Origin of the sequence: Gemmatimonas phototrophica, from assembly GCF_000695095.2 — a bacterium.
Taxonomy (GTDB): Bacteria; Gemmatimonadota; Gemmatimonadetes; order Gemmatimonadales; family Gemmatimonadaceae; genus Gemmatimonas; species Gemmatimonas phototrophica.
The window spans coordinates 4,298,913-4,312,993 of the sequence record NZ_CP011454.1; the positions used below are offsets into that span (position 1 = coordinate 4,298,913).

The 14,081-nt window shown below is 67.2% G+C and carries 10 protein-coding genes; 6 read left to right on the top strand and 4 right to left on the bottom strand.

Going from position 1 to position 14,081, the window contains the following annotated elements; genetic code table 11:
* Nucleotides 1-78: 78 nt before the first annotated feature.
* Complete coding sequence (locus GEMMAAP_RS18115) at nt 79-507, top strand: hypothetical protein (RefSeq protein ID WP_026848090.1); 429 nt, start codon at nt 79-81, stop codon at nt 505-507.
* Between the two features lie 141 nt (nt 508-648).
* On the opposite strand, the gene GEMMAAP_RS18120 is transcribed toward GEMMAAP_RS18115, so the two are convergent.
* The gene (locus GEMMAAP_RS18120; RefSeq protein WP_053333524.1) at nt 649-2,058 is read right to left on the bottom strand and encodes a M24 family metallopeptidase; all 1,410 of its coding nucleotides are present in this window, start codon (nt 2,056-2,058) and stop codon (nt 649-651) included.
* Between the two features lie 315 nt (nt 2,059-2,373).
* Between GEMMAAP_RS18120 and GEMMAAP_RS20400 the strand changes: the two genes are divergently transcribed.
* The 4 genes from GEMMAAP_RS20400 (at nt 2,374) to GEMMAAP_RS18140 (ending at nt 7,520) form a co-directional block, all read left to right on the top strand.
* Nucleotides 2,374-3,501, top strand: coding sequence for a PAS domain-containing protein (locus GEMMAAP_RS20400; RefSeq protein WP_158514920.1), 1,128 nt, complete (start codon nt 2,374-2,376; stop codon nt 3,499-3,501).
* Nucleotides 3,498-3,908, top strand: a complete 411-nt coding sequence (locus GEMMAAP_RS18130; RefSeq protein ID WP_053333523.1) for a response regulator — start codon at nt 3,498-3,500, stop codon at nt 3,906-3,908. The genes GEMMAAP_RS20400 and GEMMAAP_RS18130 overlap by 4 nt, the downstream gene beginning before the upstream one ends.
* A 166-nt stretch (nt 3,909-4,074) precedes the next feature.
* Entirely contained in the window at nt 4,075-6,432 is a 2,358-nt protein-coding gene (locus tag GEMMAAP_RS18135) for a S8 family serine peptidase (protein ID WP_082821471.1), read from the top strand.
* Nucleotides 6,348-7,520: an Ig domain-containing protein gene (locus GEMMAAP_RS18140; protein ID WP_158514921.1), complete on the top strand. Its 1,173-nt coding sequence runs from the start codon at nt 6,348-6,350 to the stop codon at nt 7,518-7,520. Before GEMMAAP_RS18135 ends, GEMMAAP_RS18140 begins: the two co-directional genes overlap by 85 nt.
* 80 nt (nt 7,521-7,600) lie before the next feature.
* On the opposite strand, the gene GEMMAAP_RS18145 is transcribed toward GEMMAAP_RS18140, so the two are convergent.
* Nucleotides 7,601-9,655 carry a hypothetical protein gene (locus tag GEMMAAP_RS18145; protein WP_075071568.1) on the bottom strand — a complete coding sequence of 685 codons (2,055 nt, stop codon included), beginning with the start codon at nt 9,653-9,655 and terminating at the stop codon, nt 7,601-7,603.
* A 172-nt stretch (nt 9,656-9,827) separates the two neighbouring features.
* On the opposite strand from GEMMAAP_RS18145, the gene GEMMAAP_RS18150 reads away from it, so the two are divergent.
* Nucleotides 9,828-10,256, top strand: a complete 429-nt coding sequence (locus tag GEMMAAP_RS18150; RefSeq protein ID WP_053334561.1) for a deoxycytidylate deaminase — start codon at nt 9,828-9,830, stop codon at nt 10,254-10,256.
* Between the two features lie 395 nt (nt 10,257-10,651).
* Here GEMMAAP_RS18150 and GEMMAAP_RS18155 read toward each other — a convergent pair whose 3' ends face one another.
* Both GEMMAAP_RS18155 and GEMMAAP_RS18165 read right to left on the bottom strand, forming a co-directional pair.
* Complete coding sequence (locus tag GEMMAAP_RS18155) at nt 10,652-11,011, bottom strand: hypothetical protein (protein WP_158514922.1); 360 nt, start codon at nt 11,009-11,011, stop codon at nt 10,652-10,654.
* A 1,209-nt stretch (nt 11,012-12,220) separates the two neighbouring features.
* Entirely contained in the window at nt 12,221-13,714 is a 1,494-nt protein-coding gene (locus GEMMAAP_RS18165) for a carboxypeptidase regulatory-like domain-containing protein (RefSeq protein WP_145979231.1), read from the bottom strand.
* Nucleotides 13,715-14,081 lie beyond the last annotated feature (367 nt).

The following is a 14,081-nucleotide window of genomic DNA, read 5'->3' on the forward strand; positions in this document are numbered from 1 at the left end:
CTGCCGCAGTCGAAGTTATGGTGGGCCCACCGATTCGGCCGTGCCGCTCCAGTTTTTAACCACTACAGAGAGGTCTCCGTGATCCCTTTTGTTCGCCTGCCGTTTGCTGCACTGCTCCCCGTCGCCTTCGCGCTCGCGGTCAACATCGCCGCTACCGAACCGACGTCTACCGCGGGTATTCGCGAATCGCGCGCAACGCAGGACACGACCTTCAGGCCCGAGGGACGCTACGACCTGAACGTCGCGGTCGAAGGGCAGGCCATGGTCATGTCGTTCGTCGTGGAGAAGAAGGCCGACGGAACCTTCACAGGCGTATTTCGCCACTCGGAGATGGGGGAGTTCAGCTCCACCAGCTTCAAGGCAGAGGGGCGCAAACTCACGGTGGGTATTGAAACGCCGGGCGGACCGGCGATGGTCGTCATGACCGTGCAGCCGGACAACGCCGTCGAGGGAGAGTGGAGCATGTCCGGCGACGGCTCCAAGATCAGCGGCAAGAAGACCGGTTGATTGGTGTATTCGTGGTTGCTGCATGAGATGGAGGGTCGCCGAACGCAGCGGCCCACCCGGTAGGTTTCGCTATTCGCACAACCAGCTCGACGGCCACCTTACGGACGAGCCGCACGGGGCGTTTCGGACGGGCACGCCCGGTCAAACGTCCAGGAAACTCCATTCCTTGGTGAACGGGATCCGGCTCATGAGCACCGAGCGGTCCTTGAGCACCACGAGCCGGTCGCTGGGGTTGATGCCGATGCCATTCTTTTCGTCGTAGAGTCCGGGCTCCACCGAGAAGGTCATCCCTTCCTCGACCACCGACTCGTCGCCGAGCGCGAGGAACGGCGGCTGGTGTCCCACGAAGTTCTGCCCCTGCCCGTGTCCCGGCCGGTGGTAGATGAACTCCTGCATCCCCTGCTTGATCTGGTACGCGTGCACCTTGTAGGCAATGTCGGCGCAGACGGCGCCGGGCTTGGTTTCTTCCACGATCATCTGCACGGTGTCGGCCACCACCTGCCACATGCGGTCATGCGCACTGTTGGACGGGCGCAGGATGTAGTTGCGATACCCTTCACCGCCGTAGCCACCCAGCAGGATGTCGCAGTTCACGTAGACCGGCTGCCCCTTCTGCAGAGGCGCGTGGAAGAACTGATTGGGGTGCGGGTACGCGGTGGCGACGCCGGTGCGCACGTAGTGGCCGGTCACTTCCATCCCCACGGCGCTGTGCGGCCGCCCGTCTCGCCGCACGTCACGCATCATGAGGTTGATGCCATACTGCGACAGGGCTTGGCCCACCTGATAGTCGGTAGCGCGGGTACCGTGCTCCAAAATGAAATCGCGCGCAAAACAGTGCACGAGATCGAAGTAGCGGTAGGCGCGTTGGGTGAGCGCGATCTCCTCCGGCGTCTTGATCACCTGCATGCGCAGACACAGGTCGCTCACATCGGCGACCTTGGCGTTGGGGAGAATACGATCGAAGGTGCGCTGCGCCGACGGGGTGAGTTCGCGGTCGAGACCGATGGTCGCGTCGCCGAGTCCCTTGGCGGCGAGCTGTCCCAGGACCCACGCCCAGAGGTCCACGCGCCCTCCCTTCGCCAGTTGCCCCCGGTTGGGGAAGCCGCCCTCGGCGTGCGGATAGCAGAAGTAGTACTCGTTCTCGGTACACCACCACGACGTGATGAGGTCACGGTCAATAGCGGGGGAGAACCAGTAGACGGTGTCGGCCTCGCGCGTGGGCATCATGGCCCACGTCGTGCGCTCGCCACTGCCGCGGAAGCAGCCGGTGAAGTACACCAGATTCACGTCGCTCTGCAGCAGGATCACGTCGACCCCCCGCGCGCGTGCCTGCTCGCGCAGCCGCCGCGACTGTCCCTGATACCACGCGAGCGGCAACCGATCGGTGCCCACCGGCGCCGGCGTGGGATGCCGCGGATTTTCAACGAGCAGGCGCTCCGATCCCTCCCGGCCACTGGTGAGGGAAAGGGCACCGAGCGCCTCGGTAGCGGTGGCAGAGGCGGCCAGCCCCAGCCCGATCTGGCGAACGAAGTCGCGGCGAGAAGCAGTCATGCCAGAATGGAGTGCGCGCGACGTGCGGCGTCAATGACCGCGGCCGGTCGGAACGCCCGAAGCCCACATCACACGCGGTTCTCTGGCTGGCAGGCCAATCACCCCTGCGGTATGCGAAAACAGGCGGTGATCGACCAGCTCCTCACCCGTCGCCATACCCGCGCCGCACGCTCGTCCGCCGAGACCCTGCGGCCGTGTCGTGCGGTGGGCATTTCCACCATTACCCGGCGGATTGGGCCGGCGTATGTTCCTACAGACAGAACGTGGGACTCCGCGCTCTGCACGCACATCGCGACCCTTTCATGGTACCGCGAAATGACACTTACGCGTCGGTTTCTCGACGAACTTTCGACGGCGCAGTTGCTCGAACGGCTCGACCTCGCCCTCGAAGGTGCCAATCTCGGTATCTGGGATTGGGACCTGCGTGACAACTCGGTCCAGTTCGATCGGCGATGGTGCGAAATGTTGGGACTCGACCACGCGACCACCCCGATGGTGCTTGATACGTGGTCGGCGCGCGCACATCCCGACGACCTCGACGGCTGCTATCGCGACATTCGCGCGCATCTCGACGGGCACAGTCCGCGCTACCAGAACGTGCACCGCATGCGCCATGCCGATGGGCGGTGGCTGTACATCCTCGATCGAGGACGGATTGCCGGACGCGACGAGCAGGGGCGCCCCATTCGCTTCACCGGGACGCATCTCGATATCACCGCCATCACGCTGGCAGAAGAGCGCACCCGCAGAGAGGAGCAGGCGCGACTCACCGTGCTGATGAACTTCTCCGCCACCCTCGCGCACGAGCTCAACACGCCTCTGCAGGTAATCGCACTCGCCGCGCATGCTCTCACCCGCCTCGGTGCGACGGACGACGGCGAGGGAAACGGCACGGCGAGCCGCGAGGTGGTGAGCCGCGAGGCGGTCGACGCGATCGTGGCAATGTCCGATCGCGCCGGTCGGATCACGTCGGCGCTTCGCGCGCTATCGCAGCGCGACGGCCTCGCGGAATCTCCCTTCAGCCACAGCTTTGCTCAGGCGATCGAACTCTTTCACGATCGGTTCGATAGCGAGGGGATCTCGGTGTCGATCGTGGATGAATCGAACGGCGCCGTCGTGCGCGCCACCGCCGGAGACGTCTTGCGAGCGCACGTCTTTCTGCTCGATGGCGCACTGCGGGCCCTGCTGGCGACGAAAGACGCGAAGCGCTCTGTGCATCTGGCGGCTCAGCTTGAGGGAGCGCACGTCATCGTGACGTGCACAGACTCCGGGGTGCGGTGGGCACCAGAGGGAGGCCACGACGAGATTGAACCGTCATCGCTCAGCCCCAGCGAGTTGCTGGGACCGATCGTGGCCCGGTTCGGCGGGGGCATCGAAGTGAGTGACCGGTCGCACGGGAACCATTTCACCGTGCGCTTCCCACTCGTGACGGCCTCGGTATGATCACCGAGCGCGACGGCCTGCATGGGCACGTGACCACCTCCCCGCGTATTCTCGTGGTGGATGACGAACTCACGTTGCGCCGGATGCTCGAGCGCGTGCTGTCGATGCGCGGGTTCGACGTCTGCACGGCGGCCAATGGCGACGAGGCCATGGCCCGACTGTCGTCGGAGCACTTCGATGTCGTACTGTCCGACATGGTGATGCCGCAGTGCGATGGGCGATGCCTGCTCGAGGCGATGCGCGCGGCGGGAATTCGCATTCCGGTGGTGGTCTTGACCGGGTACGCCGACGCGACCGACTTGTCGCTCGTCGCGCTTGGTGCGGCGGCGGTGCTCGGCAAACCGGCGTCCGTTGACGTGATCTGCACGACCCTCGCCACGGTGCTGCCGCCGCGTACGGCACCGTAGCGGTAGAGTTCGCTCGTTCGATGTCGCGCTCGAGCTGGTCGCGCGCGAGCCCGACTGGACGGGGCGACGGCGAGTGAGAAAATGATGCCCATGCCGACGTATGTAGGAGTGTTGACCGGAGCTGTTCGCTGCCGGCTCCCGCCCGCCTCCTCATCCGTATTGTCCCATGTCCCCTCGTATTGCTCGCGCCGCTGCCCTCTGGCGCCCTCGTCGCCCTGTCTTGCTCGCCCTGCTGGTCGGTACGCTGGCGGCGTGTGGCGGCGGCGATAGCGGGGAGAGCACGGCGCCGATGATGGTGCCCCCGCCGCCCGCAGCGGTGGCCAGTGTCACGATGACACCCGATTCCGCCGACCTCGCGCTCGCCGGCACCCTGCAGCTGTCGGCGGTCGCGCGCGATGCCCAAGGGGCGACCCTCACAGGCCGATCCGCCACCTGGACGAGCTCGGAGCCGACCATCGCGACCGTCTCCACCGCCGGACTGGTCACGGCCGTGGCCGCGGGGCGCGTGCAGATCACCGTCAGCGTAGAGGGGCAGACGGCCTCGGCGTTGCTCCGCGTGCGCGGGGTGGCCGATACGCTGCGCGGTGATGCGGCGGCGGCGGCGGCGGCGGCGATTCCCCTGCGCGTTGCACGGCCACGCGCGGAGGACTATCGCACCGACCACCCGGAGCTGGGCAAGGTGACCATTTCCATCAATACCGTCATGGTGCTGCTTGAGCCCGCGGCCACGATCGGTCAGCTCAATGCGCTGCTGCGCAATGTGGACGCACAGGTGGTGGGCGGCGTGCCGGGCGCGGCGCAGGCGGCCGGCGTGCTGGTGCTGCGACTGCCCACCCGTACACACGCCGAGCTGGCGGCGGCAATGACCACGCTGCGGCAGTCACCTCTGATACGGGCGGTGGTGGAAGATCTGGAACTGGAGGGCGCGGTCGTGAGCGCCGAGAGCAGCGACGCAGAGAGCGCCGCTTGGCGTTGGGGCACGGTCGCCACGACGATGGCGGATGGGAACTGGGGGCTTAAAGCCATGCGTGTGCCGCAACTCTGGAACCTCGACGACTTCATCCGTCGCGATGGGGCGACCACCGTCACTGCGGTCTTTGATGGCGGATTCCCCGCGCACCCGGATCTGCGCGTCGCGTCGGACATCACCCCCTCGGACGTCGTTACGTCCGAGAAGGGACGACGGCATGGCACCCACGTCGCCGGCACTATCGCCGCAACGTACGACAACGGCCTTGGCGTGGACGGCGTGAATCCCTTCGCGCGCCTGGTGGTGAAGGGCGGCGCGTACGTTTCCACCTTCCTGACCGGATTCGCCGAGTTGCTGATGAGCACGCCGTCAGCTGGACGGCCGCGCGTCGTGAATATAAGTCTGAATTACAACTGGGGTGAAAAAGGCGTCAACACCGCGCTGCAGGACTCGGCCCGGACGCGTGCGCAGCGGCAGGGGCTGATGGTCGAAGCCATGATGGCGTCGGTGCAGCTCACCAGCGGTTCGTTGCCGCTCGTGATCGTCTCAGCGGGTAACGATCGCAACTTTTTTCCGGCACAGGATGCCCGCTTTGCGTCGCCGTTCACCAACGCGGCGATCGAGCGCGGCGTGAAGGCAATCGTTGTGGTGGAGGCGCTGCAGCTTACCGAGGGCGGCACGCTCTCGGAGGCCGCATTCTCCAACGACGGTGGCCATCTCTCCGCGCCCGGCGTGCAGATCATGAGCACACTGCCGGTGGCGGGAGGCGCGCAGCCCTACGGGCGTTTGAGCGGGACCTCCATGGCGACGCCGCACGTGGCGGGCCTGGTGGGCTATCTGCTCGCGCTGGACCCATCGTTCCCGGCACCCACGATGACGAGCAACCCGATGCTCGACCTGCTGCGCGCCACCGCGCGACCGGTAGCTGGAGCATCGCCGGGCGTCGATGCCTTCGCCGCCGCGATCGAGATGGATCGGGTGCGCGGGAACGATCGCGTGCTGCGCGCGCTCGTTGATGTGGACGATGGCACGATCGATGGCAACATGCGCGTAGATCTGCGCACCATGCAGCCGGTGCTCGGTGATGCGGCCGGCGCGCGCGACGGTCGCATCGACATGCGGGATTTCCGCCGCTGGCGCGACCATCAGTTGCAGGCGGAAGGCAACGACGATGCGGTGCTCGATGGTTCGTCGAATCATCCCAAGAGGGATCTCAATGTCGACGGCCGGCCGAACAGGACGGAGAACGTGTTTCCGCGCACCGACTTCAATGGCGACGGCCGGCTGGCGTTCCTTGACGAGTCTCCGATGACGGGCATCTTCGGCGGCGCGCGGCGCACCGACCTGCAGGTGCTGCAGCGACTCTTCGACGACCCCGACTACTCGAGGACGATCTGCCGAAACTGGTCGACTCGGGCGACCTGCTCTTCGATCCCGTGGCCTGCCTGGCGGTGCCCGGGACCGCCAACGTGCGCGCCACACTGCGTCGTGAGGAAGAGGAGACGGCCTTTCGCGTCTTCGACCTCACGCTGGCCTCACCGCGCAAGATGGTGACCGCGGCGGCCGATGGTACGGACTACCGCGCGCGACTCTCGGCCCGCGATGCGCGCGGTGAAGAGCTGGCGTACTTCGAACGCAAATTGCGGATTGGCCTCGGAGAAGACGTGCTCATCGAAGGCGAATGCTTTCGGCTGGATGTGGACGTGATCTTCCCCGCCCAGGTCACCGCCGGCGCAACACAGCCGCTCAACATCAAGGTGACGCGTTTTCGGCCTCGCCTCGAAACGCGCAACGTGGTGTCGAACGCCGACGTGACGATCACCGTCGTCGGTGGCGACGCGGCAAGCGGGTTCGGCACCACCAACGCCGCCGGCGAGTTCACCACCACGATTCGGCCGGCCGTCGGCCCGCCGAGCATCACCGTGATCATCGAGGTGGAGACAGAAAACGGCAGCACATCGGTGCGCGTGACGCGCCCGATCACGAGCGCGACGCCGCGCGTGCTCACCACGTCGCTGCCGTCCGCCACGATTGGCACGTTCTACGACGTGGCGTTGGCTTCGACGGGCGTGACCGGCCCCCCCACGTGGACGGTGGTCACGGGCTCACTCCCCGCCGGCATCACCCTCAATGCCTCCACCGGGCGACTCAGCGGGACGCCGACCACCGCCAGCACGAGCCGCTTCAGCGTCCGCGTTGCCGGCACCACGGCCAGTGATCCGCAGGAGCTGGAGCTGGTGGTGCAACTGGGCCAGGGCGTGCGCACGTACCAGGGCTCGACACTCACCACCCGCAGCAATAGCACGACGGTGAATCGCACCTGTTCACTGCGAACGCTCCGCGCCCTGTTCCGCGGCACGAGCTTCGACGTGAGTGTCGTGGCGCCCGGGGGCACCTCGGCCGAATGCTCCCTGACGACGGTGCAGGAAGGCAGCTTCATCCCGATCTCCCCGTCCGGCGCCTTCGACCATACCACCAGAGGACCGGGGACCAGTACCGGGCGCCTGCAGCGCTGGGTCGGCACCATTACGGCGGGGGGACTCACCCTGCGCTACGAGCAGGGCCTGGCCATCCCGGGTACGCTCACCATCGATCCGGCACAGATCATCTTCCGGATCGACTTCTCAGGTTCGCCAATGTGAATCGGTGGGATTCGGGTGAACGGCGCGAGAGAGGGCCGCAGCCGGGTGAGCCGACGACGACTCACCCGGCTGCGTGCGCATCAAATGCAGCCTAAGATGGCGCAGATGCCATCCTCGATGGCCCCATAAATGTCCTGGAGAACCGCCTGCACCTCACCGACGGCCCAGCCGGCACCCTTGAGCGCCGCGGCTACGGCGGCCTGCCCGATCGAGTAGACGGTCTTGAGCGCGCCGGCCACCTCAGCGATGGTATAGCCGGCACCCTTCAGCACCGTGGCCGCCGCGTCAGCACCGAGCCCGTAGACGTCCTGCAGCACACCGGCTACCTCGTTGATCGCGAAGCCCGCCAGCTTGAGTGCCGCGATGACCGCGGTCTGCCCGATCGAGTAGACGGTCCTCAGCGCGCCAGCCACCTCCGCAGCGGCGTAGCCGGCCCCTTTGAGCACCACGGCGGCCGCGTCGGCGCCGAGTCCGTAGACGGTCCGCAGCGCACCGGCGACCTCGCTGACGACGAAGCCCGCGCCCTTCAGCACCGTGGCAGCCGCGTCGGCGCCAAGCCCGTACACGGTCTGCAGCGCACCGGCGACCTCGTTGACGACGAAGCCCGCGCCCTTAAGCACCGTGGCCGCCGCGTCGGCGCCGAGCCCGTAGACGGACTGCAGTGCACCGGCGATCTCGTTGACGACGAAGCCCGCGCCCTTGAGCACCACGGCCGCCGCGTCGGCGCCGAGCCCGTAGACGGTCTGCAGCACACCGGCCACCTCGTTGACGAGGAAGCCCGCGCCCCTGAGTGCCGCGATGACCGCGGTCTGCCCGATCGAGTAGACGGTCCGCAGCGCGCCGGCCACTTCCGCCGCGGCATAACCGGCCCCCCTGAGCACCGTGGCGGCCGCGGTGGCGCCGAGCCCATAGACCGTCTGCATTACGCCGGCCACTTCGTTCACGAGGTAGCCCGCGCCCTTGAGCACCGTGGCCGCCGCTCCTGCGGTCAGATTGTAGACCGTCCGGAGCGCGTCCGTCACTTCACCGATGGCATAACCGGCCCCCTTGAGCACCGCGGCGGCCGCGTCGGCGCCGAGCCCGTACACGGTCTGCAGCGCGCCCGCCACTTCTCCGGCGACGTAGCCGGCCCCCTTGAGTGCCGCGACGACCGCGGTCTGCCCGATCGAGTAGACGGTCTGCAGCGCGCCGGCCACCTCCGCAGCGGCGTAGCCGGCCCCCTTGAGCACCGTGGCCGCCGCGTCGGCACCGAGCCCGTAGACGGTGTGCAGCGCGCTGGTCACCTCGCCGACTGCGTAGCCGGCCCCCTTGAGCGCCGTGGCGCCCGCGTCGGCCGCCAGCCCGTAGGCATCACGCAGTGCGGTACCGGCCTGCACCACCGGCACACCGAGCGTGTTGAACACGGTCATCGCCTGCACGTCCGACGCGCGCAGGGCGCTCAGACGCAGCGCAGTAGCAACCTGGGTAGGAGTGAACGGCGCGAGGTCAGAGAACAGGCGCGTCGCCACCATCTGCGCGTTCAGCCCGAACTCGCGCGCCAGCACGTCGGCGATCTGCGTGGCCGTGAACCCACGGGCGCGCAGCGCGCGCACGCGGATGGCCGCGTTGTTGCTCACCCAGAATTTGAGCGGAATCGAGCCACTGCCGACCACGTAGGGCATCGACCCGATCTCGAGCCCGGAGACCTCCACCGACAGGCGTGTCGTTGCCCCGACCTGCTGGGCCAACGGCTGCCAGACCGCGAGGTACTCGGCGGTGCGCTGATCGAGGCGCAGGCGCGTGTTGGTCGGGCTCGCGGCGGTGAAGCTGGCGAGCACCGAGCCGCAGCCGCCACCCGTTGCCGGGGTGCACACTTTCACGGTGAGCTGGGCGAGGAGCGATACGTCCACCGACATGGGGCGCCGGGGGGGCGTGATGACGGGCGCCGAGAAGGTCAGTGCCCCGGTGAGCACGCTCGCGTCGAACGGCAGCGAGAAGAGCGAGGGTGTTGCGGGGCCCGCGACGACGTCCGCTGACGGGCGCTCGGCAGGCGGCGCGAGGCGCAGCTCGGTAGGCGCGACGGGATTGTCACCGCAGGCGGCGGCGAGCAGGAGCGAACCGGCGGCCAGGAGGCGGACCAGTGATCGACGTGGCATTGGAAGGATCCGGAGTGGGATGTGGGGTACGCGAACGAGGGCGAGGGTGAGTGGCAGACCCGCCGACGCTCAGGTGATCGGAAAACAGAGACGGAAGCCGACAGCCACCGGCTGCCGCCGCACAGGCCGATAGATTCCACTAGCCCTTTCCGAGCCCCCTCATCTTCGCACCATGGACCGACGCGCCCTCAAGGACGAAGTGTTCCTCCGCATGGCGACCGAGCTCAGCCGGCTTGGCACCTGCTGCCGCCTCAAGGTGGGGGCAGTGCTCCTCCGTCCCGACGGGGGGATCGGTGCCGCGGGCTTCAACGGCGCCCTCCCGGGGATGCCGCACTGCACGCCGGAAAGCTGCCGCCCCGGTCAGCGGTGTCTGCACACGAGTCACGCCGAAGAGAATGCGCTGGGGTTCTGCGACGGCCAGGTGACGGTGGCGTACGTGACGCATGAGCCCTGTCTTGCCTGCACCCGCTCGCTCATCCGCCGCGGGGTGCGACGCGTCGTGTTCGCGAATCCCTACCAGAGCATCGCGCCGCAGGAGGCCGAGGAGCGCGCGTCGATTCTTGCGCACTTCGGGGTGAGCTGGGAGCAGCGAACGCTCTGATCGTCATGCGGTTGGTTGCCGCCAGGACGGCTCATCGCACGCGGAGGAGAAACCACGGCCTTCGAAATCACCACAGGGCTTCCGATATGGAGCTATCCATTGGGGGGCATATGGCGCTGCGTGCGGAAGGCGTTCTGTCCATCACCAATTCCTTCCGTACTGCTGCGATCCGCTTCTCGCTGCAATGACCCTTCAACGTCTCGTTGCAGTGGACTGCGGTGCGTGAGCATTCAGCACGCCTCGACAGTCTTGTCGGAGGAGGCCTCACGTGTGCTTCTGCTGTGAACGCTCCAAGCAAGAAGCAGTTGGGGGGCGGCCGCTAGGCCGTCCCACGCTCCATTGTGCGGCCGCCCCATAGCCGCTACCGCACCTGCGCTCGTCGGCAGCAAGCATCGTTATGCTGCGGCGTCGCGACGCGCGATCTCGGCCTGCACAGCGCGCGGCGCCGTCGATGTCGCGGCGATGGCGGCGATGCCCATTGCCATCGTGCTGATGAAGACCGGCGTGTTCGTCCGCCAGTAGCCGAGGACAATCCACGCGAGGACGATGGCGGCAATGATGCCAGCGACAGTGCGCTGGATCGCCTGCGTGGACTTGAGCTTCGCGCGTAGCGCGTGGGTGGATAGCGAGGTCAGATCGTTGGCCACGGGGCTGCTCCAGTTGGACGGGGTGTACGGAGAACAGAACCCGCCGTCACGGCGAGCGCAACCACCGGTGACGCCCTCGGGAGGCCAGCGCGCCGAGCCACGTGGCAAGGACGAACGTGACGAAGGCAACGAGTGCCCCAACGACAACGGCGAGGGGCCCACTGAAGGGAGAATCTTGCAGGCGGCCCGCTCTGTGCGGCGGCAAGTCCGATGGCAAAGTAGTCGGCGAGCGAGATTGCCGAGAGCAATCAGAACTCGAAGCCGAGGCTCCGGGCGGCGGCGGCCCCACCCGTTGAGATGAGGAGCACCGCCGTGAGCCCCCAGGAGAGAATGCGACACTCAGGGGTCATGCAATCCTGCTCCTCGCGACGAGTGAGTCTGCGTCAGCACAACGCCTTACGTTCTGCTGCAGCGCATCAAGCAGAATGCGGTCGGACGGGCGACGTGCGCCAGCACGGCGCCGGCCAGCCGCGCTCCGCAGTGCGCTACAACAGCAATGCAACGTGAGGCGACGACCGGTCGCGACGCGTAGCTGGCATGCTAGCACGCCGCATCGTCATACACGAGCACCCGTTTGGAATCGAAGTACCATCTACGATTTCTGAGACTGAACTGGTACTCTTGATCCTCGGCCCACGCACAAATCGGCGGGTCTGGAGGGTCTAGTTTGCCCCACCGAAGCACACGAACTACTGCCTTTCCTTGGGCGCGGCTGATGCCCGTAACACGAACCCCTGCTGAAGCACGGGAAGTCGCTGAGTCGGCAGGTGGGCTAAGCAATGCTATGGCAACTGCCGAGTCACGAGCTGGCACATTTGCGACAACCTGAATCGCGTCGGCGAGGGCTCGGCGAAATTCTCGGTCGGCAATTGGTGTGGCAGAGGAGTAACACCCCAACAACAAAGACGTGAGCGCGAACATCCATGTACGCCGTAGCGTCCCATCGATCGAGTGCGAGTTGAATGTCATGTCACCATTTGGCTTCGCCCGAAGGTGGGTGCGATTGCCTAACGCCCGGTTCTGCAGCGGGCGCCGAGATCAAATGCGCGCGCAGCGCGCTTCAGAAAGCGCCCGAGTTCAGCACGCGTCGTGAGGCTCGCGCCACGCGAACGGTTGCCGCCGTTTCGGTAGGTGCCGTGTACGCGACATACCTGAATTAAAGGTCGTATCTCGTCAATGATGCGCGCGCCGCGTGGGGAGCCCGTGACCTGCAGTGTGGCACCAACGATGGCAACTGCTGTCAGGGCTTCATGAAGGGTGAACGAACTGAAGACAAAGAGAAGGACGAGACGCGTGTCGAACACCACGGCGACCACACTACCAGCGCGACCAGAGCAGGAGTGTGCCGCACGGCGAGATCCCAAAACTGAACTGTGCCGGTAAAGTCGCGGGCGTATAGTACTCGGCGGCGGCAATCAGTGAGGGGTCGATGGAGTCCAAATCCAGCGGTCCCGCGTCGGGCATCCCGTCGAAGATCACGCGTATCGGGCACTGCCGCTGAGAAACGCTGATGCTGCCACGACTCGAGACCAGCGTCCGACGGCCGGTGCCGGCGGTGCGCATCCCGGGGATTCGACTGGTGAGGAAATTCAGCATGCTTCCACCTTCGGCCCTTGCAAAGTCTTCCGGGGCCAAGAACCTGCCGAATCCCATCTTCCGCCTCTCGTCGAAGTCCGCGAGGTTGCGCCCGAGCATCGTGCGCACCATCGCGTTCGCACGCACCCGCACCGTATCCATGACCTGCGCGCGCACCAGCGCCACCACCTGCGCCACGGTGTCGCCGGGCACGAGGTCGACCGGCTGCTGCCGCGGCGCGTACCCGAGCGCCTGCACGGCGAGCGTCCACGTGCCGGTGGGTGTGGCCGCGAGCAGGAAGCGCCCCGCACTGTCGGTGCGTGTCTCGAGCCCGGTCGCACTCAACCCGACGATGGCGTTGGCGAGCGGACGTCCGTCGACGGTCTGCACGGTGCCGCGCACCCCACCCGCGCCACGCAGCACGATGTCCACCAGGCCGCTGTCTTCCGGAGGCTGCGGGCCACTCGGCGTTGTCACCACCGTGTCCGCACGCCCCAGCACCAGGTCGCGCGGCACAATGCCGGTGGCCGACGACGTGAACGTGACGACGCCGCTCGCCCCTTCGGCGCTTACCGCGCGCAGCCGTACGGTGGTCTCGGTGGGCACGCCGCACAACACGTAGCGGCCGTTGTCGCCCACCGGCACGTCGGTGGTCACGATGGTACGTTCAATGCGCCCCGTCTCGACCCGCAGGTCCGGCCACTGCGCCGTCACCTGCCCGGCGCTGAGCGGCAGGGCGCTGCCCGTCGCTGCTGCGCGCGGCAACGCGCTTGTCCGCACGGCCTGCCGCACGGTGCCGAACAGATAGCCGGTGCCCGGGGTGGCCGCGCTCCCGCACACGCGCGCCACAAGTGTGCCGACCGACGGCATCGCCGCGCGCACGGTCACGCCCCTCCCGGCGCGCACGGTGAACGGCACCGCGACGCTGCCCACACCGAGCGTATCGAGGCGTGCGTGGCGTGCCGTGAGCACCCACGGCCCGGCCGGCAGGCTGTCCACCCGTGCGCGTCCGCGCGCATCGAGGGTAGCGTCGTGCACGCGCGTCGTATCGAACACCGACACGAGGCGCACGCTCGCACCCGCGAGCGGCAGGCGTGTGATGCCATCTACGCCCGTGATGTCCACGCGCCCGGGACGCCCCGGTGACGCGGACGCTTGCGCGTGCGCACGCGCGGCGCCGAGCATGCTCACGCACGTGACCATGGCGGCGACGAGGAACGTCGTATGATGCGTCATCACTTGCGATTCTCCATTTATACCGATGCGTTCGAGCCACTTGCGACCTGTCCAGAACACGAGCGCCCCGCATTCCGAGGTGACGCGCTGGAACCGCAGCGGCACCACGGTCTTGCATTGTCGTTCTCCGCGCCGAGCACGTCGTCGAGATCGCCCTCAGGAGAGGAATTTCAAACGGGCTGCGTCGCTTTCCTTTGGAGCATACGGCGCGATCACCGGCCTCGCCAGCGCCTCGTGCCGGGCGGCGGCCTGTCATCGATCGCGCGCTGACAACCTTCGCGGCGCGGGCGCGTCGGTCGCGGTGGGTGGCCAAACCCATCGGAGGCGCCGGTGGAACGGCCGCCCACGCCAAAGGTCTCCTCGTGGT

What these genes read in the sequence shown, in the direction of transcription:
- GEMMAAP_RS18120 (WP_053333524.1), bottom strand. Translation starts at nt 2,058, where the DNA reads ATGACTGCTTCTCGCCGCGACTTCGTTCGCCAGATCGGGCTGGGGCTG.
- GEMMAAP_RS20400 (WP_158514920.1), top strand. Translation starts at nt 2,374, where the DNA reads ATGACACTTACGCGTCGGTTTCTCGACGAACTTTCGACGGCGCAGTTG.
- GEMMAAP_RS18130 (WP_053333523.1), top strand. Translation starts at nt 3,498, where the DNA reads ATGATCACCGAGCGCGACGGCCTGCATGGGCACGTGACCACCTCCCCG.
- GEMMAAP_RS18135 (WP_082821471.1), top strand. Translation starts at nt 4,075, where the DNA reads ATGTCCCCTCGTATTGCTCGCGCCGCTGCCCTCTGGCGCCCTCGTCGC.
- GEMMAAP_RS18145 (WP_075071568.1), bottom strand. Translation starts at nt 9,655, where the DNA reads ATGCCACGTCGATCACTGGTCCGCCTCCTGGCCGCCGGTTCGCTCCTG.
- GEMMAAP_RS18150 (WP_053334561.1), top strand. Translation starts at nt 9,828, where the DNA reads ATGGACCGACGCGCCCTCAAGGACGAAGTGTTCCTCCGCATGGCGACC.
- GEMMAAP_RS18165 (WP_145979231.1), bottom strand. Translation starts at nt 13,714, where the DNA reads ATGACGCATCATACGACGTTCCTCGTCGCCGCCATGGTCACGTGCGTG.